We start from the raw sequence: 25403 nt of genomic DNA, 5'->3' as shown, positions 1-25403 counted from the left end.
TTTTGCGACGCGACCATTCGTTATTGGTTCACGGTCCGGATTCCCGATACTGCAAGGACAGACTTTTCCAAGAAACGAAATCACATGAACCGAAGCGCCATCAACAGAGCCGGGGATGCCCGTCCAACGCCGCCGGAGGCACTTGGCGAGGGCTCGCCCGAAGATCGCGGCAAGGTCGCGTGGCGCCTAGTGCTGTTGACCCTGCTCGTCGCCGGAGGGTTTGCCTCCTATGCCTTCGGACTTCAGCGTTATCTGTCTCTGAGCGCACTCGTCCATCACCGTGAGGCGTTGCAACTCTATGTCGAAGCCTATCCGCTTCAGGCCGCCGGTCTGTTTTTCCTGGTCTACATCGCGGTGGTGGTCTTCTCGATCCCGGCCGCTTCGGTTCTGACGATCTTTGCCGGCTTTCTCTTCGGTTGCGCCGGCGGTGGCCTTCTCGTCGTTGCAGCCGCAACGCTCGGCTCATGCTTGCTGTTTCTGGCGGCCCGCAGCATGTTCGGCGATCTCCTGCGGCGGCGTGCCAGCCCATTTCTCGCGCGCTTTGCCGACGGATTCTGTCGCAATGCGTTTCTCTATCTTCTTGTCCTTCGGCTCACGCCGATCTTCCCGTTCTTCATCGTCAACATCGCGCCCGCCTTCCTCGAGGTGAGATTGAGGACATTTGCGATGGCAACCCTGATCGGCATCATTCCCGCCACCTTCGCCTATGCCTGGCTTGGCGGCGGGCTCGACGAAGTGATCGCCCGCTCGGCTGATGCGGGGCGCGAGCTGTCGCTGTCGGATTTCGCGACGCCGAAGTTGACCTTGGCGCTCGTGGCACTTGCGTTGTTTGCGGCATTGCCACTCGTCTTCAAGCGAGTATGGTCGCGCCGCAAGGCTTTCTGACGGGTGTGGGGCAGGCGTGGCGAAAGTCATCAATCCGGATATCTGCGTGATCGGTGGCGGTGCCGCCGGGCTTTCCGTGGCGGCGGGTGCCGCAGCCTTCGGCGTTCCCGTGGTCCTGATCGAACGCGGCCCGATGGGCGGCGATTGTCTGAACCATGGATGCGTACCGTCGAAGACGCTGATCGCCGCAGCCAGGCACGCGCAGGCGATCCGCACGGCGGGTCGGTTCGGCCTGATCGCTAGCGAGCCCGTCGTCGACTATGAGCGCCTTCGTTCCCGCATCCACGAGGTCATTGCCGGTATCGCCCCCCACGATAGCGTCGAGCGCTTTACCGGTCTCGGCGTCGAAGTGCTGCAATCCTCCGCCCGGTTCGTCGATGAAAACACCGTTGCCGCCGGAGATCACCTTATCCGCGCCCGCCGTTTCGTCATCGCCACCGGCTCGTCGCCGGCGATCCCGGACATTCCGGGCCTCGACAAAGTGTCGTTCCTGACCAACGAGACGCTGTTCGATCTGACCCGGCTTCCTGCCCATTTGATCATTGTCGGCGCGGGTCCTGTTGGCATCGAGATGGCCCAGGCCTATCGCCGGCTCGGCGCCGACGTCACCGTCATCGAGAGCCGGCGAGCGCTTTCGGATGCCGATCCCGAGCTGGTGTCGATCGCGATTGCGGCACTTCGACACGAGGGCGTGGTCCTGCACGAGGCAACGACGATCCTTGGGGCCGAGCAAGACGGTGAGCGGGTCGTTCTGCGATTGGAGAACGGAGGCGGCGTTTTCCAGGTCGAAGGGAGCGATCTCCTGATCGCCGCCGGCCGTCGGCCGAACCACGCGTCGCTCGGCCTTGCCGCCGCCGGCATTGACCACAATGCGAAAGGCATAGAGGTCGGGCCGAACCTTCGCACCAGCAATCGCCGCGTCTATGCGATCGGCGATGCCGCAGGCGGGCTGCAGTTCACGCATGTGGCAAGCTATCATGCCCGGCTCGTGCTGCAGCAGATGCTGTTTCGATTGCCGGCGCGGGACGACCGGGCGATCGTGCCGAAAGTCACCTACACCGATCCGGAAATCGCCGAGGTCGGATTGAGCGAGGCCGAGGCACGGGAAAAATTCGGTGCCGTCGATGTCATCGGGACTGATCTTGCCGCAGGCGATCGCGCCCGTACGGACGGGGTCGAAGCGGGCCTGATCAAGCTCGTTGTCGGTCGCAGTGCACGCATCCTCGGCGTCGGCATCGTCGCCCCCGGTGCGGGAGAACTGATCAACATGTGGTCGCTCGTGGTGGCCAACCGCATGACGCTGAAGCAGGTCCGCGGCTATGTCGCACCCTATCCGACCCTTTCCGAGATTGGAAAACAGGCGGCCATCTCCTATTATGCGCCCTTGGCGAAGAATGCCGTCGTGCGGTCCGCCATCAGGGCCTTGCGGTATTTCGGCTGACGGACAGGGATTTTTCGGGACGATGAGCGAAGAGGCGCAGCCGACGACGGTGAGTGAAGCGCCGCGAACCGCAGGGGGCTTCTTTCGCGGGCTCTCGGGCAAGCTGCTGCTGTTGACGATCGTTTTCGTCATGCTGGCCGAGGTGCTGATCTTCGTGCCTTCGGTTGCAAACATGCGCATTCGCTGGCTGCAGGATCGGTTGAACACCGTTGCTGCCGCTGCCGTCGTCGTCGACGGCCTGCAGAATGTCGAGCTGCCGCGCAACGTCCAGGATGACACGCTGATGGCGACGGGCACCAAGGCGATCGTCATTCGTCGCAAGGACGCCTCGCGGATGATCGCGGCCGCCGACATGCCGTCAGAGATCGACGGCGAATACGACACGGCCAACTTCACCGCCTTTGCGGCGATCCGCGATGCGTTCGATACGCTGCTGTTCGGCGGCAACCGGGTGGTGCGCGTCTACGGGCCGCTCGGTGAAAGCGACGCGGTGATCGAGTTGGTCATGGCCGATGCCAGCCTGCACAAGGCGATGCTCGTCTATTCCCGCAACGTGTTCTTCCTGTCGATCATCATCTCGCTGATCACCGCCACCTTGATCTTCCTTGCCATCAACCGGATGCTGATCGTGCCGATCCGGCGGATGACCGCGAGCATGCAGGAATTCTCCGACGACCCCTCCAATCCCGCCCGCGTGCTCGTTCCGCCGGAGGGGCGAGACGAACTGGCGGTTGCCGGCCAGCATCTGGCCAGCATGCAGCGCGAGCTGCAGAAGACGCTGAAGCAGCAGAAGAGCCTTGCCGAGCTCGGCCTAGCGGTGTCGAAGATCAACCATGACATGCGCAACATCCTGTCGTCGGCGCAGCTGATCTCCGATCGTCTCGCCGATGTCGACGATCCCGTCGTCAAGCGCTTCGCGCCGACTCTGCTGCGGGCGATCGACCGGGCCGTCGGTTATACCCGCGAGGTTCTCTCCTACGGGCGTACGACCGAGGCCGAGCCGCACCGCCGGTTCGTCGCCCTCAAGCCGCTGGTCTCCGATGTCGCCGAGCTGCTTTCGATCGATCCGCAATCCGGCATCGAATTCCAGATCCAGGTGCAGGACGACCTCGAGGTCGATGCCGACAGCGAGCAATTGTTCCGGGTGGTGCACAATATCTGCCGCAACGCCGTCCAGGCCCTGACGAATCACGAGGCGGAGGACGGCCGGCCACGCGTCGTCAGCGTTTCGGCGATGCGCATGGGCAGCGTCGTCACCATTTCCGTTGACGACACCGGCCCAGGCATGCCGCCGAAGGCGCGCGAGAACCTGTTTGCCGCCTTCCGCGGCTCGGCGCGCTCCGGTGGTACGGGTCTTGGCCTGGCGATTGCGCGCGAATTGGTGCTCGCCCATGGCGGCACCATTGCGCTTGTGGAAAAGCCGACGCCCGGAACGCTTTTTCGCATAGAATTACCGGACCGCCCTGTTCCGCTCGATGCATTTCGCTCCAAAGCCCGCCATTGAAGGGGCTTGCGGGCAATGTCGAGTCCGGTTTCGCCGTGAAAATCCACAGCTTCAGACCCCGCCGTCGTAAAAATGAAATTTTTTTGCCGAACGGCGCTTGCAATCCCCGAAAGGACCCTTTAGAGAACCGCTCACGCAAGCGGTTCGACCGCTTCAGGCAAGCACCCGTAGCTCAGCTGGATAGAGCACCAGACTACGAATCTGGGGGTCAGGAGTTCGAATCTCTTCGGGTGCGCCAACCATTTCAAAGCCTTAGCTGAAGGCACGTTCCCCAGCATTCCCTGGACGTTTCCCACTTAGATTTTTGGTGCCAGTCTTTCAAGTCCTCCGTGAACTTAGAGATCGCATGGTGAAAGCGTGCCTTCCAGCACGCTCCCTGCAGGCATCAACTCCCGTCGGCCGCTGCGAGACCCACGATGCAGGATCGTGGCATCTACGGTAGGTGGCTGAAGCGAGCGACCTGCGCATCCTTCATCAGGCTGCGGAAGTTAGGTCCGCTGACATGCACCAGTGTTTTGTGGTCGCCGCCTTCGAAATAGACGTCGCTGGCGTCGCCGAGGCTTTCGTCGAGGATCACCGGTACATCGTAGGCCGATCCGATCGGCGGCACCGCGCCAATGTCGCAATCGGCGAAAAGCGAACTGACCTCCTCCTCCGAGGCGAGGCCGAGGCGTCTGTTCATAACACTCTGCAATGTGGAGAGCTCGATCCGGTGCGTGCTTGGAACAACGGCGAGGACGTACCCCATTTCGTGATGTACGACCACGGACTTGGCCAGTCTGCCGCCCGGAATATGCGCGGCTCGCGCCGACTGGCTGGTCGTTGCCGTACGATGATGGGCGACGGTGTCGTAGGCGACCCCCTCGCCGTCGATATAGTCCTGAAGTTTCCTTGCGATAGTCATCGTTGGCGCCCCTTGTGTTACGTTGTGACGCATAAAAAGACATTCTCCTCTCATCGCCTGCGAAGTCAACGACGAGCCTGCGGCCACAAGCGCACGCACGCCCGATTCGGTTGATTGAACATCCGGTTGTGTTTGCGAGGTTTTTTCGTCGGCGCCTCACGTGCGCCGCGGATCAAAAAAGCAGGGCTGGCTCGCCGTTTCATCCGACCGTTATGTGCTTCGGCGAGCCGTAAGAACGGTTGTAAAAAATCTATATATTAGTATAATGTAACTTAACGGTTGCGCCTACTGCATAATTCCTTAAATCGGAATCGATTTAAGGAATTATGCAGCAAATTTATAACGTTACAGCGTCCTTAGCGCGCCATATTTGGCGCGCGGCGCTGTGATGAGGGGCGGACGAAAGCGATCCGGAGGCGTCTGCGGCGACGGGAAAAGGGGCGGAGCGCATCCTCACGATCTTTTGAAGTCTGCGACTGAAAAACGGCCGGTCCGATTCCCATATAGAGGGGAGCCGTACGGCTGATGGAAAGGAGGTGCCCGATGTATCGTTATATGATGAAAGAGCTGCTGGTGATCGTTGCCGGGCTTTCCGTCTGCGCTTTCGTGATCCTGTTCTTCCTCGCCAGCGCCGCGCACGGCGTCTGACGGGATCCTCGCGCCGAACACCCCTGGCGCTTGTGCGCCGTCACGGCGAAGGCTGGCCGAGTAGGTCGAGCGTTCGACGATCCTCTTCTCCGGCAAAATAAAGACTGAGCGCCTGCCCGAAGACGCTGCCTGTGTTTGCGGCCTTCGAAAACAGTGTCATCGACGAGCGGAACTTCATGTCATCAGGGCTTGCGAAGATTTCGTGCGCCGAATGCCCCGTAACGCCGTTGACGGTCTCGGTGCAGTCGATAAGCCTTGGTCCGAGTATCGGGTGGGCGAGGTAGGCCCGGGCCTCCTCCAGCCCCGAAATGGCGAAGCGCTGGGCCATCGGCGAATGGCCGAGGCCGGCAAGCTGGGGAAAGATGAACCACATCCAGTGGGTCTCTTTGCGGCCGCGACGCAGCTCATCGCGTGCGGCCGCGTAAGTGCGGTCTTGGGCATCGACAAATCGCTGCAGCATGAAAGGGTCGTCCATGGTCCCTTCTTTCGCCCTGGCGCGTCTCTGTGCCCGCCAGGGCTATGTCAGTTGCCGCCGGTCATGCCCGGCGGCAGCGGCGATGCGTCCTACCAGCGATGATGAACATGAACCTTGACCAGTCGCTCGTAAAGCGCGGCAATGGCGGCCTTGGCTTTTTCGTCGATGGCCGGCAGCGCGCTGGCGGCGGCATTGGATTGCGCCTGCGCAGCGTTGCGGGCGCCAGGGATGACGACGGAGACGGCATCCTGCTCTAGGATCCAGCGCAGCGCAAACTGCGCCATCGCCACGCCTGCGGGCACCAGCGGGCGAAGCTGCTCGACGGCTTCCAGTGCCGCCTCGAAAGGCACGCCCGCAAAGGTCTCGCCGACATCGAAGGCTTCACCATGGCGGTTGAAGTTGCGGTGATCGTCGGCGGCAAAGGCCGTGTCTCGGGTGATCTTGCCCGAAAGCAGCCCGGAGGCGAGCGGCACGCGCACGATGACGCCGACATTCTTCTTGCTCGCTTCGGTGAAGAACAGGTCCTGCGGGCGCTGGCGGAAGATGTTGTAGATGATCTGAACCGTGGCAACGCCCGGATATTCGATCGCCTTCAGCGCTTCCTCGACCTTCTCGACCGAGACGCCGTAGTGGCGGATCTTGCCCTTGGTGATCAACTGGTCGAGAGCACCGAACAGCTCCGGACGGTAGTAGACTTCGCTCGGGGGGCAGTGGAGCTGTACGAGATCCAGCGTTTCGACGCCGAGATTGCTGAGGCTGCGATCGATGAAGGCTTCGACATTGGCGCCGGTGTAGCCTTCGGTGACGTGGGGGTTCAGCCTGCGTCCGGCCTTGGTGGCGACGAATGGCCTTTCGCCACCACGCTCCTTCAGCACGGCGGCAATGATTTTTTCGGACCGTCCGTCGCCATAGACGTCGGCCGTGTCGATGAAGGTGACACCGCTGTCGAGTGCTGCATTCAGCGCGCGCTTGCCATCCGTTTCGCTGACGTCGCCCCACGAGCCGCCGATCTGCCAGGCGCCGAAGCCGATCTCCGAGATCGTCGCGCCCGTCTTGCCCAGAACTCTCGTTTTCATGCTGATCATCTCCCTGGCGTCGATAGCATTATCGGATTGAATATTATTCAGTTTGCCGGTCGCTTTTATGATGGTTCGGCCGGCAAAGGGAAGGCGATCAATCGTCGGTCGAAATGACCGCACGGCCGCGGCTGAGATCGGTGACCATGGCAAGAATGCCGTCTGCCTCGTCCTTGCGCATGTCGACCGTCATCACCGGCCCCTTGTCGGTGAAGGTTTCGCCGGCGATCGTCACGTCGCGGGCAAGAAGGCGGGCCTTGATCAGCGCCAGGTCGGCAAAATCGCAGGCGATGGTGATGCGCACCGTCTCGATCATTTCGATCTTCTCGGCTGCGCGCAGACAGAGCGCGGCGGTGCCGCCATAGGCTCGGATCAGGCCGCCGCTGCCAAGCAGGATACCGCCGAACCAGCGGGTGACCACGACGACGACACGATCGAGCGATTGGCCGTCGATCGCAGCCAGGATCGGCTTGCCCGCCGTGCCGCTCGGCTCGCCGTCGTCGTTGAAGCGATAGGCCTGACCGATGCGCCAGGCCCAGCAATTGTGGTTCGCCGTCGGATCCGAATGCGCGGCGAGGAAAGCCTTTGCCGCCTGCTCGTCCGGCACGGGCGCACAGACGGCCAGAAACCGGCTCTTCTTGATTTCCTGCGTCGAGGTTTCTGTGCGCTTGAGGGTGAACATCCGCTGCTTCCGTTTTGTTCAACGCTGATAACGGATTGTGCGGATTGGCGCCACATGGTTCGACTTGGTCCGGCTGGCGACTGGCACATCAGCGCCCCAGCCCTCACCCCTGTGCTCGTCACAGGGGTCCAGCCACGGCGCGTCCGCGCTGTGGAGGAACCAAATCAGCCGTCATGTACATGTCGTGGTCTTCTGGCGCCGCGGACGCGGCACCGCTAGATCCCTGTGACGAGCACAGGGATGAGGTCGCGCAAAACGTGAACGCCGTCAGATCAGCGGCCCACGGTCGAATGAGATTGCGACCATACGCCCCCTCCCATGTTTAGGGAGAGGGGACACTTACCTAGCGCAGCAGCGATCAGCCGATCGCCATCAGGCTGGCGTTACCGCCGGCAGCCGCCGTGTTGATCGAGGTCGACACCTCTTCCAGCAGCCAGTTGAGGCAATAGGCGTCCGGGTTGCGGCCGATTTCCTCGGTCGAGGCGGCCTGGACCAGGATGAGCGGACCCGGCAGGCCGGCGATCAGCTTGCTGACCTGGCGGACGCGCTCGCCGTCGCCTTCGACCAGCGCGCCGGCAAACGGACCGTCCGCCGACCAGTCCTTCGACCAGGACAGGCGAGCGGACACGCTGGCCGGCAGGTTCTTCAGCGCAGACTGCAGGCCCGATGCTGCGTCGATGACGACGGTGTTGCCGGTCGCAAGTGCCGCGCCGAGCTGGCGATAGAGGCCGGTCTCGGTGGCCGGCACCAGGAGCACGCGGCCGCGCGGATGCAGTGCATAGAGGTTGCGCTCGCCAACCGGACCCGGAAGCTCGGAGATGAGGCCGAGGGCCGAATTGCTGCCGGCGGTGCGGGCAGCTTCCGCTTCCGCCTTGGCACCCTTGCCGTCGAGCCACTTGGCGAAGTCGAGCAGCGCCGGATCGGTGTGCACCGAGCTGTGCTGCGGCGGCACCGGGGCGGTGACGACGAGGCGGCCGAGGTAGAGCGGGCCGCCGGCCTTCGGGCCGGTGCCCGAAAGGCCACGGCCGCCGAACGGCTGCACGCCGACGACGGCGCCGATGACGTTGCGGTTGACGTAGAGGTTGCCGGCCTTCACCCGTGACGTGACGTGGGCGATGGTCTCGTCGAGGCGGGTGTGCAGGCCGAAGGTCAAACCATAGCCCGTCGCGTTGATGTCGTCGATCAATCGGTCGAGATCGTCGCGGCGGTAGCGGATGACGTGCAGAACGGGCCCAAACACTTCGCGCTTGAGATCTGCGAGCTTTTCGAGCTCGACGATCGTCGGCGGTACGAAGGTGCCGAGGTCGGTTTCAGATGCGAGGCCGATCTGCTCGACCTTGCGGCCCATGCCGCGCATGGTTTCGATGTGCTTCTCGATGATCCCTTGCGCTTCCGCGGTGATGACGGGACCGACATCGACGGAAAGCTTGTCCGTGCGGCCGATCTTCAGCTCGTGCAGTGCGCCCTTCAGCATCGAAAGGATACGGTCGGCGACATCTTCCTGCAGGCACAGCACCCGCAGTGCCGAGCAACGCTGGCCGGCGCTGTCGAAGGCCGAGGCGATCACGTCGCCGACGACCTGTTCGGCGAGTGCCGAGCTGTCGACGATCATGGCGTTCTGGCCGCCGGTTTCGGCAATCAGCGGGATCGGCCGGCCGGACGGCGACAGCCGATCTGCAAGCTGCGCCTGGATCAGGCGTGCAACTTCGGTCGAGCCGGTGAACATCACACCGGCGATTTCGGGTGCTGCAACCAGCGCTGCGCCGATGCGGCCGTCGCCTGGCAGTAGCTGCAGCGCGTCGGCCGGAATGCCGGCTTCGTGCAGGATGCGCACGCCTTCGGCGGCGATCAGCGGCGTTTCTTCCGCCGGCTTTGCCAGCACCGGGTTGCCGGCGACCAGTGCTGCGGCAATCTGGCCGGCAAAGATCGCCAGCGGGAAGTTCCACGGGCTGATGCAGACGATTGGGCCTAGAGCCTTATGGGCAGGACCGAGCGTGCGGCGCGTCTGCTCGGCATAGTAGCGCAGGAAGTCGATCGCTTCGCGCACTTCGGCGATGGCGTTCGGCAGCGACTTGCCGGCTTCGCGCACGATCAGGCCGAGCAGCGTCGGCATGCGGGCCTGCATGATGTCGGCGGCGCGGACCAGGCAGGCGGCGCGCTCGGCCGGCGACACTGCCGACCAGCTCGAAGCAGCCTTCGAGGCAAGGCTTGCCGCCTGGCGGGCGTCCGCTTCCGATGTTTCGGTGACGGCGCCGACGATATCGCGGTGGTCGCCGGGATTGACGACCGGATGGGTCTCGCCCGATGCCGGACCGGTTGCCAGCAGCGGCACTGCGCGCCAGTCGACGGCAGCACTTGCCTTGAGCGCTTCTGTCAGCGATGCGAGCGAGGTTTCGTTGGAAAGGTCGAGTCCGCTGGAGTTCGGGCGTGCATCACCGAACAGGCCGACCGGCAGGGCGATCTGCGCGTGCGTCGCGCCGACAACAGGCATGGCGCGCACGATGTCGACGGGGTCGGCGACCAGTTCGTCGATCGAGACCTTCGGGTCGGCGATGCGGTTGACGAAGGAGGAGTTGGCGCCGTTTTCAAGCAGACGGCGAACCAGATAGGCAAGCAGCGTTTCGTGCGTGCCGACAGGCGCATAGATGCGGCACGGCCGGTCGAGATTGCCCTTGCCGACGACTTCGTCGTAAAGCGGCTCGCCCATGCCGTGCAGGCACTGGAACTCGTACTTGCCGACCTGGAAATCCTTGCCGGCCAGCTCGTAGATGGTGGCGAGCGACTGGGCGTTGTGGGTGGCAAACTGCGGGAAGATCACGTCCGTTGCCGCCAGCAGCTTGCGGGCGCAGGCGATGTAGGAAACGTCGGTGTAGATCTTGCGGGTGTAGACGGGGAAGTCTTCCAGACCGTCGAGCTGGGCGCGCTTGATCTCGGCGTCCCAATAGGCGCCCTTGACCAGGCGAACCATGATACGTCGGCCAGCGCGGCGGGCGAGGTCGATGATGAAATCGAGCACGAAGGGGCAACGCTTGCCATAGGCCTGGACGACGAAGCCCATGCCGTCCCAGCCGGCGAGGTCCTTGTCGAGGCAAAGCTCTTCGAGGAGATCAAGGGAGAGTTCCAGGCGATCGGCTTCCTCGGCGTCGATGTTGAGGCCGATGTCGTATGTCTTGGCGATGACGGCGAGCGCCTTCACCTTCGGCAGCAGCTCTTCCATGACGCGGGTCGACTGCGCCCGCACATAACGCGGATGCAGCGCCGAAAGCTTGATCGAGATGCCGGGGCCTTCATAGATGCCGCGCCCGGCCGATGCCTTGCCGATGGCATGGATCGCGGTTTCGTAATCCTTGTAGTAGCGTTCGGCGTCGGCGGCCGTCGTCGCCGCTTCGCCCAACATGTCGTAGGAGTAGCGGAAGCCTTTCTGCTCGAGCGCGCGCGAGCGGCGCAACGCCTCGTCGATCGTTTCGCCGGTGACGAACTGTTCGCCCATCATGCGCATCGCCATGTCGACGCCGCGGCGGATCACCGGTTCGCCGCAGCGGGCGATCAGGCGCGTCAGCGCGGCCGAAAGGCTGCGGTCGTTAACGGTCGACGTCAGCTTGCCGGTAACCACCAGACCCCAGGTCGCGGCGTTGACGAACAACGAGCGGCCGCCGCCCAGATGCGACTTCCAGTCGCCGTCGGAAATCTTGTCGCGGATCAGCGCGTCGCGCGTCGCCGTGTCGGGAATGCGCAGCAGCGCTTCTGCCAGGCACATCAGCGCCACGCCTTCCTGGCTCGACAGCGAATATTCGTGCACCAGACCTTCGACGCCGGAGCCTTTATGTTTCGCACGCAGGGCTTCGATCAGCTTGCGGGCCGTCCGTGCAGCTGCCTTCTGGGTCTCGGCCGGAAGCGTTGCAGCCTCGACGAGCGATGGCAGGGCTTCGGTCTCAGGACGGCGATAGGCGGCGGTGATCGCCTGGCGCAGCGTGCTCTGCGCGCGGATCGGCGGTGCGAAATCGGCAAAGGGGGCCGGGGCCTGATCGGCGTTTGGGCTGGATTTGTGAAGCTGGTTCTGGCTCATCGAACGCGGTCCTTTGGAAGGCGGTGACAAGGCGCAATGCGCCCTGGATATCGTGGGCAGAAAATACGCGTCGTTGCGCCGAACATCCATCCGGCAAATTTCATCATTCTCGGAATGTTTCACTATCGCAGCGCCACAAAACCGATGGGGATGCGGAGTGTAAGCTTGAGTGCCGGATGATCCGAAGTCTTAAGCGGCCTGCCCGAAGTGCCGTTCGCGCGCCATCAGACACTCGTCGTCACCGGGCATGCAGGTGCGACAGACGATCGGCCTGACCGCGTAGATCTTGCAGGAGACATGCACGCCGAGCTTGCCGCCAAGGGCCGTGCAACGGTTGTCCTCGCAGCGCATGCCGCCGAGGTCGGCTGCGACATACTCTTCCGGTATCAGGTCGAGTTCCTCGTCCGTCTCCATCGAGAATCGCGGCCAGTCGGAGGAATAGGCGCAGCAGGCGCCGCAGCTCTGACAGTCGAGGTTTTCATCGGTGACGGTGGTTTCGGTCATGGGCCAACCTAGCATGAAGGCCGCGCCGCCGAAATGCCCCTCATACCAACCTGCGCGGATATTGGCCCATTGCGTGGGATCGTCTGCGGTCGTCCGGCAAGGAGCATACCGCAGGGCGATGCCTTGGCATCGGTCGAGGATTGCGACGCTGCCGGTGGCCGACAGGCGGCCCACCCGAAGGGCCGGCCGCTTTTGGCCTCCGGACAGCGTCGACAATCCTCACCGGACCGCTTGGGTCCGGCTCCGGTTTTCTCCTTGCCGGAAACCAAAATCGCTCCGGCGCAATGGGTCAATATCCGTGCAGGTTGGTATCAGGCGAAGGCGGCGTCCCGGCGGGCGATTTCATAATCCTCGGTATGAACGAGAACACCATCCTTCGTCACCAGGGCAATGCCGTAGGCGGCGGGTTCATCGACCGAGAGCGAGGCATCCGGTGCATCGAACGGCATCGGCTGCTGGTGCACCGGGCTCTTGAAGATGGAGAAGGGGATGCCGCGGCTTGAGCCGCTGATCGTGCGATGCACGTGGCCGGCGAAGATGTGGCGCACATTGCCGTGTTTCTTCACCAGTGCATAGAATTCCACTTCGTTGACCAGGCGGATCATGTCCATGGCGGTAAAGCCCGTCGCGTGCGGCGGATGATGCATGAAGATGAGCACGGGCTTTTCGCCGGCATCGGCCAATTGACGATCGAGCCAGGCAAGGCGTTTCTGGCACAATAGGCCGGCATGGCTGTTGGGATAGTCGTAGGGCGGCGCAAACAGCGTGTCGAGCAGAATCGCCCGGCAATCGCCAAAGTCGATCACCTGCTGCACGAAGCCGTCGTCGTCCGTCACCGCGTCTGCAAAGACGTCGAGAAACACGTCGCGCCGGTCATGGTTGCCGACCATGATCGCGGCCGGAGGTAACAATTGATCGATCAGCGTTTTCAACCGCTCGTAAGAGGCGCGGTCAGCATGGTGCGCGAGGTCGCCGGTGAAGATCACCCGATCGGCGTCCGCGTGGTAGCGGTTCACATGCGCGATGCCGTTGGCCAGGCGTTGGTAGGGATCGAGGCCGATGATCGTCGTGCCTTCGGGGACAATATGCAGGTCGGTAAAGATAATCAGTTTCGTCATTACATATCCAGGCAAAGGGTGTCTTCCCGCCCAAGCTGTAGTGCACCCGGCTGCACGTCAAGCTGCATCTTTGGGCGGGATCTGCCTGTACATAAAGCGGGCCGACCCATTCAGGTCGTCCCGCAATGGGTCATTTGATGCGGCTCATCTTGTCGAGCATGGCCGTCTCGAAATTGTTGGCCCCGCTGAGTTCGGCGAATTTGCGCTCCGCATACGCATCGCCCTCGGCTGCTGCCTTGCGGAACACGGCGCGTGCGGCGGGCAGATCCCTGGTCACGCCTTCGCCGGTTTCCAGCATCAGGCCGAGATTGACCATGGCGTCGACATTGCCGCGCTCGACGGCGAGGCGATAGAACCTGGCGGCCCTGGCGTTGTCTTCCGGCACCAGCTTGCCTTCATCCAGGATGACCGCGAGGTTGAACGCGGCGACGTCATCGCCGGCGAGCGTTGCCCGCTCGAACCATTCGATGGCAAGCTTGCCGTTTGCCACTGTGCCCATGCCGTCGCGGTAGGCGACGCCGAGATTGTAGGCGGCAAGGATATTGCCTGCTGCAGCGGCTTTCTGATTAAGCGCGAATTCGGTTTTGATGTCGCCCTGTTCGCCGACAAGCACCGCATAGTTGGTCATGGCCAGCGCGTGGCCATGGTCGGCAGCTTCACTGAGGATGCGCAGCGACTGGATCTTCTGGCCGGCCTTGTCGAGCACGCGCGCCAGCTGGAACTCGATGCGGGCGCCGGCATGCTGGTTATAAGCCTCGCGGCAGGCCGAAAGCGCGATACCGATCTTCATGTCTTCGGTCGCGACAGCCGGGTAAGCCTGGTTGCGCTGCAAGTCGAAGATGCTGCCCGCCTCGCGGTCGCAGATGTCGGCGGCCGAAAGCTCTGCCGCACGGGCGGGAGGAAGCGCGATCGCTGCGAGCGCCAGGAAGCTGACGATGGCAAGAAGCAATGCGTTGAAGATGCGAATGCCTGTTTTGCGCTGGTTTTCCATGATGCTCTCCCCGTCTCGTGAAACCAACTTAGCCCGACGGGGTCGCACTGCCTGTTCCGGCGGTAACAGCCGGATTGCCGGCGCTCTGGCGAAGTGGCAAGCAAGTTATCGACGCGCATTCGGCTTGTTTCCCCGGATATCAGGGATATCCTTTAGGAAAGTCGGGCGATCGAGGGCTCGAACAGTCGAACAGGGAGAAGGACCATGATGGACCGGGGGCCGGTGCGGCAGATGCTGGTGAAGAGGCGCGTCGTCGTTGGCGGCCTGTTGTTGGCTGCCATCGGCGGCGGCGTGGCAACGACCATGGCGAGCCCGGTGATCGGCAAGGCGACGGAAATCCGCGGCGCCGTTCGTCGTCGGCAGGCTGAACAGGAAGACGCTTTGGCTGTCGGAGCGCAAATCTTCGACAATGATCATGTGCGCACTGAGGCTGAAAGTTTCGCAACCCTGGCGCTTGGTACCGACACCCGCGTCCTGCTGGGTGCCGAGACCGACCTGCTGGTTGACAGTTTCATTGCCGGGCAGGGTGGCACGCTCGAACTCGGCATAGGCCGAATGGTGTTCGACCGCCCCGAGGGGCTGCCGAAGGTCGATGTTGCTGTCAGGACCGCCTTCGGCATGATCGGCGTGCGCGGCACCAAGTTCTTCTGCGGCCCGAGCCGGGTCGCGTTTGCCGTCTTCGTCGAGCATGGCAGCGTTGCGGTCGCGGCGGGCGGCGTAACGCAGATTGTCGCCGCGGGGCAGGGCGTCGAGTTCCGACAGCGAGGTGAGGCGCCGAGCGAACCGGTCAACTGGGGGCAGGCGCGGATCAGCGAGGCCTATGCCAGTGTGGGCTTGTAATAGCGCCCTCAGCGCCACGAGGGGTAATTCTCTCCCTCCATAGATGCCGACCTATGGAATTCTGCGGGATCGCTACACCTGTTCAGGATCGGCGACCGTGAAGAGTTCCATGGTGGCAAAGCCCCGGATTTCATGTTCGCCGAGCGAGCGAAGCCGCTGCTTGCTTTCCGCCGCCGCTGCCGGGCCGACGCAGATTGCCGTGCCCAGAAACTTGTTTGCCTCCTGCAGTCTTGCCGCAAGGTTGATGGCGTCGCCATGGGCAGTATAGTCGAGCTTGCCGCCGGCGCCGACCTCGCCAAGGACCGCCTGACCGGTCTCGACCCCGATGCGCGTGCGCCCGAAATCCCTTGCCGCAAACGGCGGTCGCCTGCGCATTTCTTCCGTCAGCGCATGGATCGCCTTGGCGCATTCGATCGCCTTGTCGACGTGGTCGGCAAGGTCCTCCGGCGCGTTGAAGAAGGCGTGCACGGCGTCGCCGACCACCTTGTCGACCATGCCGCCATATTGCGCCACCAGCCCGTTGACCTCGGTGAAGTAGATGTCGAGCAGGGCGATGAGGTCGCGCGGCCCGAGTTTTTGCGAAAGAGTCGAAAAGCTCTCGATGTCGGTGAACAGCGCCGTCACCGCCCGTTCCTCGCCCGCAACCCGGGCCGCACCGGGATTGTCGATGTAACGCGCGACGACCGATTGCGGCAGATATTGCGAGAATTTTTCCCGTGCCGTCGCCTCCGCACGCCTGATATGGCCGAACTGCAGCGTGCTCGTCACCGCCAGCACCGCTGCAAGCGCGACCGAAATGCTTACTGCATCCACGAGCCAGCCGCTGCTGCGGTAGATCGCGGCGGTCGCTGCGACGACGACGGCAACCGCGATGATGCCGAGCACTGCCGATGTCATCGGCCGGAGCCTTGCCGCGCCATAGGCGGCGGCAATGCCCGCTGCGAGCGAGAACAGGGCTTCAATGAGGGGAAGCCGCGCGTCACGCCGTGGAATGAAGCCGGTGGCGATCGCATTGGCGATATCGGCATGGATCTGCACCGAGGGTTCGAGCGGCATGGAGGCGCTGGGCCTGAGGCCGCCGAGATTGGGCAGGCTGCTGCCGATGAAAACAAGTTTGCCCGAAAGCCGGTCTTTGCCTGCATTCCTTGCGAGAATATCGGCTGCCGAAATCGTCCGGGCGGCGATCGTATCAGGCGCGCTCGCGACGAAGCGCAGGCTGCCGGTATCGTCGAACGTGATCACCTGCCGGTCGAGACGCAGCCAGGCCGGATTACCGCCGAGAATCGGAGTGCCAGCGCCGGTCATCAGTCGCGTCGCTTCGATCGCAAGCGTCGGATAGGCCTCTTCGCCGAGGATAGCGAAGGCCTGCGCTCGCCGGATACGGGCATCCTCGTCACCCACCAGAAACGATGCGGCAGCCGCTTTGGCATGGTCCATGAAAGCGGGACAGGAGGTTTCGGCGCCGTCGAGGAACCAGAGTTCGGGTGCTGCGAAGGGCCGGCTCAACGCCAGCGGCGGAACCGGGCGAGGGCGCTCCTGCAGCGTATCGGCAATGAGAAAGCCGAGAACCACAGGTACTGTCGAGAGCGCTTGCGAAAGCGATGCATTGCCCGGTAGCTCTGCCGCACAATCGGAACTGAAGACGAAGTCGACGGCGACGACCTTGGCGCCGGCCTCGGTCAGTCCGGATAGAAGCTCGGCGGTTGCCGCCCTGTCCCAGTCGCCGCTCGGCCGGGATTGGTAGGCCGCCCGGTCGATGTCGACAACGACGATGTCGGGCGACTGCGGTGACGGCACCCATTGCGTCAGGCTGTCGAAGAACAGTTCCCGCTGCGTTTCGAACACGGGTTCCGCATAGCAATAGAGTGCCAGTGCGACGATCAGGCTTGTCAGGATCCCGCCGGCGAGCGGAGTGAAACGAAAGTGCCGGCAAGATTGTGAGGTCATTTCGCCTAATCCTCTTCGGGATCGGCGATGCTCAGCAGCCGGCCTACCTTGCAGGCGATGATGCCGTCTCCCCGCTTGATCGCACCGCTCTCTTCAAGCCACAGGATGGCCCGGTTGACCTTGGGGCGGCTGGCGCCGAGAACGCCGGCGATATCCGTCTGGCTCATCGTCAGTCGCAGATTGGCGCTTTCGGGAAGCTCGTTGCCGTGGATCTGTCGGAGCGTGGCCAGGAAGAAGCGGGCAACGCGGGCATTGAGGTCGTAAAGCGCGATGGTTTCCAGCCGCTCGGTGGTGTCGCGCAGCTGCGCGCAGAGAAAGCGGATGACGGACTCGGCCGCCGCAGGCCGGGTTGTGACCATGTCGAGAAACGCCTTCTTGCCGATCACATAGCCTTCGGCCGCGGTCTGCGCCGTTGCGTCTGCCGACCGCGTCTGGCCGTCGAGCACCGCCATCTCGCCGAAGATCGCGCCGGCTTCATGCTGGCGCAGCATCAGTTCGCGGCCCTGCGGTGTGATCAGCGAAAGCTTGATGCGGCCCGATATGACGACGATCATATAGTTGCCTTCGTCGCCGCGCTGGAAGATCACCGTGCCGGCCGGCCACTTTCGATAGGTGGCGATATCGGCGAGATCCTCGATCGTCTTCTTGTCAAACCCTTCGAAGATCGCGAATGAGCGCCAGAAGGCCGGGCTCCTGTTGATTTCGTTCATGAGATGCCCCCGCGCGGCGTGCCCTGCCGCGCCTGAATTTCGCCCAGCCGAACCTTCGTTGCAACAGAAAAGAACACTTAGGGCCGAACCGGCGCTTCTGATGAAGAAAAGGACTGAACAGACAGCGCCGAGACCCAAATGTCGGTTGACGATAAATCCCGGTTGTCTCTACGCTGTGAACGATCTGTCGCCGGGCGTGCGGCTAGATGAATTTGAAAATGCTGATACTTCTGCTGCCAACACTCGTTTCCCACAGGAGCCTCGCATGTCTCAGAATGTCGTCGTCCTCATCGGACGCATTCTTCTTTCTATCATGTTCATCACCGCCGGGTTCGGCAAACTGACAGATCCAGCCGGCACCGCCGGAATGATCGCCAATGCCGGCTGGCCGGCAGCAACTGCACTTGCCTACCTCGCCGGCGCCTTCGAGCTGATCGCCGGTCTTGCCGTTCTCGTCGGTTTCCAGACGAAGATCGCGGCCTATCTGCTGGCTCTCTTCTGCCTGGTCACCGCTTTCGTCTTCCACAGCGGCGCAATCAACATTCCGACCTTCCCGCCGGAAGCAAACGGCCTGTTGACTGTCTTCAACGGCCTGATGATGATGAAGAACATCTCGGTCGCCGGTGGCTTCCTGGTGCTTGCAGCTTTCGGCCCGGGCGCGCTGTCGATCGACGAGCGCCGCGCCTAAAACACCAAAGACATGAAACGAGAAGGCCCGTCGGTTCCGCCGGCGGGTTTTTCGTTTTGTCCCGCCAAATCCGTCAGGGGTAGATAACGCCCTTGCGCAGGATGACGTTGCCGTAAAGCCGCGGCTCGCTGGTCTGCACCACCGTGTGGGCGGCCTGCACCCGCGGGTAGAATTCGGGGCCGAGCAGCGGAACGACCGTTCGTGCCGGCTCATGCTTGCCGCAGCAATCGATGATCTCCCGGTGAACCGGATCGAGCGCGTCCCGGTCGTGCCTGGCCGTGGCGCGGAAGATCGCCGCAGGCACGAAATCGTCGATAGGCAAAACGCTGAGAATGGCGTCGAGCACCCGGATCAGCCCGTGGCCGTCGAGCCGAACCAGTCGGCGGGCATGTTCCTGGCCGGGATAGTTGCCATCGACCAGCGCGATCTCGTCGCCGTGACCCATGGCTCGAAGCGTCGCGAGCAATTCCGGGCTGAGGATCGGGTCTATGCCTTTCAGCATCAGCTGAGCTCCTTGAAGAGGACGTTGGTGTCGAGCAGGTAGCGGGAGAACAATGGCAGGCTCGCGCCGCCGATGGCGCGTGCGTGGCTGCCGACCATGCCTTCGACCAGTTCGGGAATTGTCACGCCCTGGAGGTCGAGCTCGTGGAGAGCCTTGCGCGTTGCCGTCAGCAGCCGGGCGCGCACCCAGGGCGGAAAGCCGCCGTCGATGACGACGGCCGAGAAGTCGACGATCGAGACGGCGGAGACGACGGCCTGGGCAAGGGCCGCTGCGCTGTCGTCGATCCAGATGGTCAGCGGTTCGCCGAAATCGATCCAGTCGTCGGCGGAATACCACAAGGGCTTCGGATCGATGCCACGTTCGCGCAGCAGATTTTCGAGCACGAACACCGAGGCGATCTTCAGCAACTGGATGGTCTTGCCGTCCTTGCCGGATACCGGCAGCGGGCCGACGGCGCCGGCGGTGCCGGTCCGGCCGGAAAAGAGCGCGGAATTGATGACGATACCGCCGCCGATGAACGAGCCGATGTAGAAATAGACGAAGTCGGGATAGCTGGCGCCGACGCCGAAGGCGAGTTCGGCGCCGCAGGCGCTGGTTCCGTCGTTCTGCAGAAACACCGGATGGCGGGTCCGTTGCGCTACGATCGCCTGCAGATCCACCTCGCGCCAGCGATCCATCTGTTCGCGTGGAGCGCCTACCTCTTCCGCCCAGTTCCACAGTTCGAAGGGTGTGGCGATGCCGATGCCGGCGATGCGTTTACGCTCCTCCGAGCTCAGTTGCTTCTCGAGTTTCTCGATGCCGCCGATGATGAAGTCGACGAGCTCGCCGGGCAGGGGATAGGCATGGATCTGGTGCAGGTGCAGGCGGATATTGCCGACGAAATCCATCAGCACCAGGTCTGCGCTGCGTCGCCCGATCTTCACCCCAAAGGAAAACACCGCATCCGGGTTGAGCCGCATCGGTGTCGAGGGTTGGCCGACGCGGCCGCGAACCGGTTGGCCGCGCACCAGCAGGCCATCGCTTTCAAGCGCGCGCATGATGACGGAAACGGTCTGCGCCGAAAGGCCGGAGCGCCGGGCGATATCCGCCTTCGAGAGCCCGCCGTGACGACGAACCAGCGACATCACCAGCCTTTCGTTATAGGCGCGCACGCGTGTCTGGTTCGCCCCGCCGCTCGGGTCGATGACTTCAGGTTGTACCGGCCCCCTGTCGGGGCCGTCTGTCAATGACATGCCACCGTCTCCTCCCGTTGGCATAAATGCCCGCTTGGCGCGGGTCTGTTGTTTCCGCTCTGGGCGGACCTGTCAATTTGCGCATCGGCCCGGATGGTCCCGGATCGCCGTTATCCCAAGAATGCCACATCGAAATAATAATTCAATTTGATTTATTTATTGACACCCCAGAAATTTAGTGTTTGTTTTTGATCCGGAAGCGCCTGCTGCAGCGGAGGAGAATGCTGTGGTGGCGAGGCCTGGGCCGGTCCGCCGGCGCGTTTTTCATCCTTGGGAGGATTACATGAAGAAGACTGTTCTCTCCGCCGCGTTCGGCGTGCTGTCGCTCGGCGTCGTGTTCGCCGCTCCGGCGCAGGCCGCTGATGTCAGCGCCTGCCTGATTACCAAGACCGATACCAATCCCTTCTTCGTCAAGATGAAGGAAGGCGCTACCGCCAAGGCCCAGGAACTCGGCGTCACGCTGAAGTCCTATGCCGGCAAGATCGACGGCGACCATGACAGCCAGGTGGCTGCGGTCGAATCCTGCATCGCCGATGGTGCCAAGGGCATCCTGATCGCCGCTTCCGACACCAAGGCGATCGTCGATCAGGTCAAGAAGGCCCAGGAAGCCGGTCTGCTCGTGATCGCGCTCGACACGCCGCTTGATCCGGCAACCGCCGCCGATGCGACGTTTGCAACCGACAACCTGCTTGCCGGCAAGCTGATCGGCCAATGGGCCGCCGCTACGATGGGCGAGAATGCGAAGACCGCAAAGATCGGCTTCCTGGACCTCATCCCTTCACAGCCGACGGTCGACGTGTTGCGTGACCAGGGCTTCATGATCGGCTTCGGCATTGATCCGAAGGATCCGGCCAAGATCGGCGACGAGGATGACCCGCGCATCGTCGGCCACGACGTCACCAACGGCAACGAAGAAGGTGGCCGCAAGGCGATGGAAAACCTTCTGCAGAAGGATCCCGATATCAACGTGATCCATACCATCAACGAGCCGGCCGCCGTCGGCGCCTACCAGGCGCTGAAAGCCGTTGGCAAGGAAAAGGACGTGCTGATCGTATCGGTCGACGGCGGTTGCCCCGGCGTCAAGTCGGTCGCCGAAGGCGTCATCGGTGCCACCTCGCAGCAGTATCCGCTGATGATGGCGGCGCTTGGCATCGAGGCGATCAAGAAGTTCGCCGACAGCGGTGAAAAGCCGAAGCCGACCGAAGGCAAGGACTTCTTCGACACCGGCGTTTCGCTCGTCACCGACAAGCCGGCTGCAGGCGTTGAATCGATCGACGTCAAGGTCGGCACGGAGAAGTGCTGGGGCTGATCGCCTCCGCTCTTCGATCGCATGAGCCAGTAACGGAAGGGCGGCCCCGGCCGCCCTTCGCGTAAGCGCCGATGTCTTTGACAAGGCGACGGAAACCGCGCAGCCTCTTGAGTGAGTGCTGATGTCCGCCCCATGGTGGGCGGGCTGCGCACCAGATTGCATCGCAACCCCTTGGGAGTGGGGTTCACCGGAGGAAGGTCCATGGGCGAGCCCAACGCAGCCGCACAGCCATCCCAGGAATTCGAAAAGGTCCTGGTCAACAGTTCGACGCAGGTCGCGTCGTTCGACACGCATGACAAGACGCCGATCCAGAGGATCCAGCATTTCCTGCATTCGACGCCGGCGGCCGTGCCGTTCATCGTGCTCGTTGCAGCGATCCTGATCTTCGGTTTGACGATCGGTGGAAAGTTCTTCTCGTCCTATACGCTAACGCTGATCCTGCAGCAGATCGCCATCGTCGGCATCCTGGGTGCGGCGCAGACCCTGGTGATCCTGACAGCCGGCATCGATCTTTCGATCGGCGTGATCATGGTGCTTTCGGCGGTGATCATGGGCAATTGCGCCGTGACCTACGGCCTTCCAGCACCGATCGCGATCTTCATCGGCTTCGTCGTCGGCGGTGCCTGCGGCTTCCTCAACGGTTTCCTCGTCTCCAGGGTCAAGCTTCCGCCGTTCATTGTGACGCTCGGCACCTGGTACGTCATCATGTCGACGAACTTCATCTACTCGGCCAATGCGACGATCCGCGAGGCCGACGTGACCGCCGTCACCAAGATGCTTCACGTCTTCGGCGTCAGCTTCAAGGTGGGATCCGCGGTCTTCACGCTCGGTGTGGTAATGATGGTCGTGCTGGTCCTTGGCCTCTGGTATGCGCTCAATCATACGGCCTGGGGTCGGCATCTCTATGCCGTTGGTGATGATCCGGAAGCGGCCAAGCTTTCCGGTATCCGCACCAGCCGCGTGCTGCTTAGCGCCTATACGCTCGCCGGTCTGATCGCGGCACTTGCCGCCTGGGTTTCGATCGGCCGCAACGGCTCGATCTCGCCTTCGGCAGCGGTCACTGACTACAATCTGCAGGCCATCACCGCAGCCGTGATCGGCGGCATCTCGCTCTTCGGCGGGCGTGGATCGATCCTCGGAACCCTGATCGGCGCGATGATCGTCGGCGTGGTCTCGATGGGCCTCAACATGCTGGGAGCCGATCCGCAATGGAAAGTCTTCCTCACCGGCGTGCTGATCATCACCGCCGTTGCAATCGACCAGTGGATCAGAAAGGTAGCAGGCTGATGGCTCAGGAACCCATTCTCACCGCGCGCGGCCTGGTCAAGCGTTATGGCCGGGTCACGGCGCTGGATCATGCCGATTTCGACCTCTACCCGGGCGAGATCCTGGCGGTCATCGGCGACAACGGCGCCGGCAAGTCCTCGATGATCAAGGCGATCTCCGGCGCCATCACGCCCGATGAGGGGGAGATCCGGCTCGAGGGGCAACAGATCAACTTCCGCTCGCCGATGGAGGCGCGCACCGCCGGCATCGAGACCGTCTACCAGAACCTGGCGCTGTCGCCGGCGCTCTCGATCGCCGACAACATGTTTCTCGGCCGTGAGATCCGTAAACCCGGCATCATGGGCAAGCTCTTCCGCACGCTCGACCGTGCGGAGATGGAGAAACGGGCACGGGCAAAATTGTCCGAGCTCGGCCTGATGACGATCCAGAACATCAACCAGGCGGTGGAAACCCTTTCGGGCGGCCAGCGCCAGGGTGTGGCCGTGGCGCGAGCCGCAGCCTTCGGCTCCAAGGTGGTGATCATGGACGAGCCGACGGCAGCCCTTGGCGTCAAGGAAAGCCGGCGGGTGTTGGAGCTGATCCTCGACGTGCGTTCGCGCGGCCTGCCGATCGTGCTGATCTCGCACAACATGCCGCATGTGTTCGAGGTCGCCGACCGCATCCACATCCACAGGCTCGGCAAACGCCTCTGCGTCATCAATCCGAAGGAGCATACGATGTCGGATGCCGTCGCCTTCATGACCGGGGCGAAGGAGCCGCCGCGCGAGGCGCTCGCCGCATGACAGTTGCGCCGTTGGTTGACCAGCTTCTGGAACGGGCGGCAGGTGCTGCCCGTTTCATCGTGGCGATTGCCGGTCCGCCCGGCGCCGGAAAATCGACGCTGTCGGATGCGCTTGCCGAAGCGCTGATTGCTGCGGGAGAAAAGGCAGCGGTGCTGCCGATGGACGGCTTCCACATGGACAATGCCGTGCTCGAGCAGAAGGGCCTGCTTGCCCGAAAGGGCGCGCCGGAGACCTTTGACCTCAGGTCGTTCCTGGCGACGATCGCCGCCGTCAGGGCCAATGACGGCGAAGTGCTGGTCCCGGTCTTCGATCGCTCGCGCGAACAGGCGATCGCCTCGGCGCGCGTGGTGGCGGCCGACACCCGCCTCATTCTCGTCGAAGGAAATTACCTGCTGCTCGACGAAGCGCCCTGGTCGAAACTCGATGGCGCCTTCGACTTCTCCATCTTCATCAATCCCGGCATTGAGGAGTTGGAGCGGCGCCTGCTGAAGCGCTGGCGCGACCATGGCTATGACGAGGAAGGAGCCCGCCGAAAGGCGCTAGGCAACGACATTCCAAACGCGCATCGGGTTGTCGATCATCAGCAGCCTGCCGACCTCGTGCTTGCGGATTTCTGAGCGATGGTCGGATTGCGGATTGTATTCCCGGGCGCATTGGTGATATCGAGACGCGGTTTCACCACATGAGTTACCGCCCGTCGCCCGCACCTGCCGGCTGCAAAGCTGCGCGCGCGGATCGGGCGCGAGGAGAACGCTGACCATGCAAGACCTCGTTATCCGCCGGCCGGATGATTGGCACCTTCACCTGCGCGACGGCGACATGCTGAAGGGCGTCATCGCCGATACCAGCCGCCATTTCGCCCGCGCGATCATCATGCCCAACCTCGTGCCGCCGGTCGTCACCGCGGCCGAAGCGGCTGCCTATCGCGAGCGGATCGTCGCCGCCATTCCGGCCGGCGACCGCTTCGAGCCGCTGATGACGCTCTATCTGACCGAGGGCACGGACCCCGACGATGTCGAGGCCGGCCACAAAAGCGGTCTCGTCAAGGCGGTCAAGCTCTATCCGGCAGGGGCGACGACCAACTCGCACAGCGGCGTTCGCGACATCGACAAGGCGATGCCGGTGCTGGAGCGCATGGCCAAGATCGGCCTGCAGCTCTGCGTCCACGGCGAAGTGACGACGTCGGACGTCGATATCTTCGACCGCGAGGCGGTGTTCATCGAAACGGTGCTTGATCCCTTGTGCCAGCGCCTGCCGGAACTGAAAGTCACGATGGAGCACGTCACCACCAAGGACGGCGTCGACTACATCAGGGCGTCGAAGGCAAATCTCGCCGGCTCGATCACCACGCACCACCTGATCATCAACCGCAACGCCATTCTCGTCGGCGGTATCAAGCCGCATTACTACTGCCTGCCGGTTGCCAAGCGCGAAAACCACCGCCTGGCTTTACGCGCAGCGGCGATCTCGGGCGACAAGCGGTTTTTCCTCGGCACCGACTCGGCGCCGCATGTCGATCCGCTGAAGGAATGCGCCTGCGGCTGCGCCGGCATCTACACCTCGATCAACACCATGAGCTGCCTTGCCCATGTGTTCGAAGAGGAAGCCGCGCTCGACAAGCTCGAAGCCTTCGCGTCGCTGAACGGCCCGGCCTGGTACGGCCTGCCTATCAACGAAGAGACGATCACCCTCAGGAAGCAGGCGGACGCCGTCAGCTATCCCAAGAAGATCGACACCGGCGCCGGTCCGGTCACCGTTTTCGATCCGATGTTCCCGCTACACTGGGCCGTCGTCTGATCGCCTGACAATTGA

At 63.0% G+C, this 25403-nt stretch carries 22 protein-coding genes, 1 tRNA gene and 1 pseudogene; 11 read left to right on the top strand and 13 right to left on the bottom strand.

Going from position 1 to position 25403, the window contains the following annotated elements:
- Window positions 1–84: 84 nt before the first annotated feature.
- The 4 genes from ABIE33_RS06105 (at window position 85) to ABIE33_RS06090 (ending at window position 4068) form a co-directional block, all read left to right on the top strand.
- Window positions 85–885: a TVP38/TMEM64 family protein gene (locus ABIE33_RS06105; RefSeq protein WP_429122607.1), complete on the top strand. Its 801-nt coding sequence runs from the start codon at window positions 85–87 to the stop codon at window positions 883–885.
- Window positions 886–901: 16 nt separating this feature from the next.
- Window positions 902–2326 (top strand): dihydrolipoyl dehydrogenase family protein, encoded by a 1425-nt coding sequence (locus ABIE33_RS06100; RefSeq protein WP_429122605.1) that lies wholly within the window; start codon window positions 902–904, stop codon window positions 2324–2326.
- 22 nt (window positions 2327–2348) lie between these two features.
- Entirely contained in the window at window positions 2349–3830 is a 1482-nt protein-coding gene (locus ABIE33_RS06095) for an ATP-binding protein (RefSeq protein ID WP_429122603.1), read from the top strand.
- A gap of 161 nt (window positions 3831–3991) precedes the next feature.
- A tRNA-Arg gene (locus ABIE33_RS06090) sits at window positions 3992–4068 on the top strand.
- 195 nt (window positions 4069–4263) lie between these two features.
- Here ABIE33_RS06090 and ABIE33_RS06085 read toward each other — a convergent pair.
- From ABIE33_RS06085 to ABIE33_RS06045, 9 genes and pseudogenes are all read right to left on the bottom strand, one after another.
- Window positions 4264–4734: an aminoacyl-tRNA deacylase gene (locus ABIE33_RS06085; RefSeq protein ID WP_429122600.1), complete on the bottom strand. Its 471-nt coding sequence runs from the start codon at window positions 4732–4734 to the stop codon at window positions 4264–4266.
- A 688-nt stretch (window positions 4735–5422) separates the two neighbouring features.
- Window positions 5423–5857 (bottom strand): DUF1810 domain-containing protein, encoded by a 435-nt coding sequence (locus ABIE33_RS06080; RefSeq protein WP_429122598.1) that lies wholly within the window; start codon window positions 5855–5857, stop codon window positions 5423–5425.
- An 89-nt stretch (window positions 5858–5946) separates the two neighbouring features.
- Window positions 5947–6933 (bottom strand): aldo/keto reductase, encoded by a 987-nt coding sequence (locus ABIE33_RS06075; RefSeq protein WP_429122595.1) that lies wholly within the window; start codon window positions 6931–6933, stop codon window positions 5947–5949.
- A 97-nt stretch (window positions 6934–7030) separates the two neighbouring features.
- On the bottom strand, window positions 7031–7615 hold the full coding sequence (locus ABIE33_RS06070) for an IMPACT family protein (RefSeq protein ID WP_429122592.1): 585 nt from the start codon (window positions 7613–7615) through the stop codon (window positions 7031–7033).
- 358 nt (window positions 7616–7973) lie between these two features.
- The gene (putA, locus tag ABIE33_RS06065) at window positions 7974–11681 is read right to left on the bottom strand and encodes a trifunctional transcriptional regulator/proline dehydrogenase/L-glutamate gamma-semialdehyde dehydrogenase (protein WP_429122589.1); all 3708 of its coding nucleotides are present in this window, start codon (window positions 11679–11681) and stop codon (window positions 7974–7976) included.
- 189 nt (window positions 11682–11870) lie between these two features.
- On the bottom strand, window positions 11871–12185 hold the full coding sequence (locus ABIE33_RS06060) for a YkgJ family cysteine cluster protein (RefSeq protein ID WP_429122586.1): 315 nt from the start codon (window positions 12183–12185) through the stop codon (window positions 11871–11873).
- A gap of 311 nt (window positions 12186–12496) precedes the next feature.
- The gene (gene spdA, locus ABIE33_RS06055) at window positions 12497–13303 is read right to left on the bottom strand and encodes a 2', 3'cyclic nucleotide phosphodiesterase SpdA (RefSeq protein ID WP_429122584.1); all 807 of its coding nucleotides are present in this window, start codon (window positions 13301–13303) and stop codon (window positions 12497–12499) included.
- Window positions 13304–13433: 130 nt separating this feature from the next.
- Entirely contained in the window at window positions 13434–13772 is a 339-nt protein-coding gene (locus tag ABIE33_RS06050; protein WP_429123132.1) for a tetratricopeptide repeat protein, read from the bottom strand.
- Window positions 13749–14294 (bottom strand): annotated as a pseudogene (locus tag ABIE33_RS06045) (sel1 repeat family protein); the annotation flags it as partial. The gene ABIE33_RS06050 and the pseudogene ABIE33_RS06045, both read right to left, overlap by 24 nt.
- A 222-nt stretch (window positions 14295–14516) precedes the next feature.
- Between ABIE33_RS06045 and ABIE33_RS06040 the strand changes: the two are divergent.
- Window positions 14517–15134 carry a FecR family protein gene (locus tag ABIE33_RS06040; RefSeq protein WP_429123129.1) on the top strand — a complete coding sequence of 206 codons (618 nt, stop codon included), beginning with the start codon at window positions 14517–14519 and terminating at the stop codon, window positions 15132–15134.
- A 72-nt stretch (window positions 15135–15206) separates the two neighbouring features.
- Here ABIE33_RS06040 and ABIE33_RS06035 read toward each other — a convergent pair whose 3' ends face one another.
- Together ABIE33_RS06035 and ABIE33_RS06030 are read right to left on the bottom strand one after the other, a co-directional pair.
- Window positions 15207–17081, bottom strand: coding sequence for a CHASE2 domain-containing protein (locus tag ABIE33_RS06035; RefSeq protein WP_429122581.1), 1875 nt, complete (start codon window positions 17079–17081; stop codon window positions 15207–15209).
- A 5-nt stretch (window positions 17082–17086) separates the two neighbouring features.
- Window positions 17087–17791: a Crp/Fnr family transcriptional regulator gene (locus tag ABIE33_RS06030; protein ID WP_429122579.1), complete on the bottom strand. Its 705-nt coding sequence runs from the start codon at window positions 17789–17791 to the stop codon at window positions 17087–17089.
- 265 nt (window positions 17792–18056) lie between these two features.
- Here ABIE33_RS06030 and ABIE33_RS06025 point away from each other — a divergent pair, with 265 nt between their 5' ends.
- Window positions 18057–18479 (top strand): DoxX family protein, encoded by a 423-nt coding sequence (locus tag ABIE33_RS06025; protein ID WP_429122577.1) that lies wholly within the window; start codon window positions 18057–18059, stop codon window positions 18477–18479.
- Between the two features lie 73 nt (window positions 18480–18552).
- On the opposite strand, the gene ABIE33_RS06020 is transcribed toward ABIE33_RS06025, so the two are convergent.
- The gene (locus ABIE33_RS06020) at window positions 18553–18981 is read right to left on the bottom strand and encodes an RbsD/FucU family protein (protein WP_429122575.1); all 429 of its coding nucleotides are present in this window, start codon (window positions 18979–18981) and stop codon (window positions 18553–18555) included.
- Window positions 18981–20213, bottom strand: a complete 1233-nt coding sequence (locus ABIE33_RS06015) for an ROK family transcriptional regulator (protein ID WP_429122572.1) — start codon at window positions 20211–20213, stop codon at window positions 18981–18983. Before ABIE33_RS06015 ends, ABIE33_RS06020 begins: the two co-directional genes overlap by 1 nt.
- Window positions 20214–20496: 283 nt before the next feature.
- On the opposite strand from ABIE33_RS06015, the gene ABIE33_RS06010 reads away from it, so the two are divergent.
- From ABIE33_RS06010 to pyrC, 5 genes are all read left to right on the top strand, one after another.
- Window positions 20497–21522, top strand: a complete 1026-nt coding sequence (locus ABIE33_RS06010) for a sugar ABC transporter substrate-binding protein (protein ID WP_429122570.1) — start codon at window positions 20497–20499, stop codon at window positions 21520–21522.
- A 201-nt stretch (window positions 21523–21723) separates the two neighbouring features.
- Entirely contained in the window at window positions 21724–22809 is a 1086-nt protein-coding gene (locus ABIE33_RS06005; RefSeq protein WP_429122567.1) for an ABC transporter permease, read from the top strand.
- Window positions 22809–23591: an ATP-binding cassette domain-containing protein gene (locus ABIE33_RS06000; protein WP_429122565.1), complete on the top strand. Its 783-nt coding sequence runs from the start codon at window positions 22809–22811 to the stop codon at window positions 23589–23591. The genes ABIE33_RS06005 and ABIE33_RS06000 overlap by 1 nt, the downstream gene beginning before the upstream one ends.
- On the top strand, window positions 23588–24208 hold the full coding sequence (locus tag ABIE33_RS05995; protein ID WP_429122562.1) for a nucleoside triphosphate hydrolase: 621 nt from the start codon (window positions 23588–23590) through the stop codon (window positions 24206–24208). The genes ABIE33_RS06000 and ABIE33_RS05995 overlap by 4 nt, the downstream gene beginning before the upstream one ends.
- 142 nt (window positions 24209–24350) lie before the next feature.
- Window positions 24351–25388: a dihydroorotase gene (gene pyrC, locus ABIE33_RS05990; protein WP_429122560.1), complete on the top strand. Its 1038-nt coding sequence runs from the start codon at window positions 24351–24353 to the stop codon at window positions 25386–25388.
- The last annotated feature ends 15 nt before the right edge of the window (window positions 25389–25403 follow it).

Source organism: Ensifer sp. 4252 (assembly GCF_050434565.1).
Taxonomy (GTDB): Bacteria; Pseudomonadota; Alphaproteobacteria; order Rhizobiales; family Rhizobiaceae; genus Ensifer.
The sequence above is the reverse complement of the archived record's forward strand: the minus strand, read 5'-3'. Positions and strand labels throughout refer to the sequence as shown.

What these genes read in the sequence shown, in the direction of transcription:
- ABIE33_RS06105 (WP_429122607.1), top strand. Translation starts at nt 85, where the DNA reads ATGAACCGAAGCGCCATCAACAGAGCCGGGGATGCCCGTCCAACGCCG.
- ABIE33_RS06095 (WP_429122603.1), top strand. Translation starts at nt 2,349, where the DNA reads ATGAGCGAAGAGGCGCAGCCGACGACGGTGAGTGAAGCGCCGCGAACC.
- ABIE33_RS06085 (WP_429122600.1), bottom strand. Translation starts at nt 4,734, where the DNA reads ATGACTATCGCAAGGAAACTTCAGGACTATATCGACGGCGAGGGGGTC.
- ABIE33_RS06080 (WP_429122598.1), bottom strand. Translation starts at nt 5,857, where the DNA reads ATGGACGACCCTTTCATGCTGCAGCGATTTGTCGATGCCCAAGACCGC.
- ABIE33_RS06075 (WP_429122595.1), bottom strand. Translation starts at nt 6,933, where the DNA reads ATGAAAACGAGAGTTCTGGGCAAGACGGGCGCGACGATCTCGGAGATC.
- ABIE33_RS06070 (WP_429122592.1), bottom strand. Translation starts at nt 7,615, where the DNA reads ATGTTCACCCTCAAGCGCACAGAAACCTCGACGCAGGAAATCAAGAAG.
- putA (WP_429122589.1), bottom strand. Translation starts at nt 11,681, where the DNA reads ATGAGCCAGAACCAGCTTCACAAATCCAGCCCAAACGCCGATCAGGCC.
- ABIE33_RS06060 (WP_429122586.1), bottom strand. Translation starts at nt 12,185, where the DNA reads ATGACCGAAACCACCGTCACCGATGAAAACCTCGACTGTCAGAGCTGC.
- spdA (WP_429122584.1), bottom strand. Translation starts at nt 13,303, where the DNA reads ATGACGAAACTGATTATCTTTACCGACCTGCATATTGTCCCCGAAGGC.
- ABIE33_RS06035 (WP_429122581.1), bottom strand. Translation starts at nt 17,081, where the DNA reads ATGACCTCACAATCTTGCCGGCACTTTCGTTTCACTCCGCTCGCCGGC.
- ABIE33_RS06030 (WP_429122579.1), bottom strand. Translation starts at nt 17,791, where the DNA reads ATGAACGAAATCAACAGGAGCCCGGCCTTCTGGCGCTCATTCGCGATC.
- ABIE33_RS06025 (WP_429122577.1), top strand. Translation starts at nt 18,057, where the DNA reads ATGTCTCAGAATGTCGTCGTCCTCATCGGACGCATTCTTCTTTCTATC.
- ABIE33_RS06020 (WP_429122575.1), bottom strand. Translation starts at nt 18,981, where the DNA reads ATGCTGAAAGGCATAGACCCGATCCTCAGCCCGGAATTGCTCGCGACG.
- ABIE33_RS06015 (WP_429122572.1), bottom strand. Translation starts at nt 20,213, where the DNA reads ATGTCATTGACAGACGGCCCCGACAGGGGGCCGGTACAACCTGAAGTC.
- ABIE33_RS06010 (WP_429122570.1), top strand. Translation starts at nt 20,497, where the DNA reads ATGAAGAAGACTGTTCTCTCCGCCGCGTTCGGCGTGCTGTCGCTCGGC.
- ABIE33_RS06005 (WP_429122567.1), top strand. Translation starts at nt 21,724, where the DNA reads ATGGGCGAGCCCAACGCAGCCGCACAGCCATCCCAGGAATTCGAAAAG.
- ABIE33_RS06000 (WP_429122565.1), top strand. Translation starts at nt 22,809, where the DNA reads ATGGCTCAGGAACCCATTCTCACCGCGCGCGGCCTGGTCAAGCGTTAT.
- ABIE33_RS05995 (WP_429122562.1), top strand. Translation starts at nt 23,588, where the DNA reads ATGACAGTTGCGCCGTTGGTTGACCAGCTTCTGGAACGGGCGGCAGGT.
- pyrC (WP_429122560.1), top strand. Translation starts at nt 24,351, where the DNA reads ATGCAAGACCTCGTTATCCGCCGGCCGGATGATTGGCACCTTCACCTG.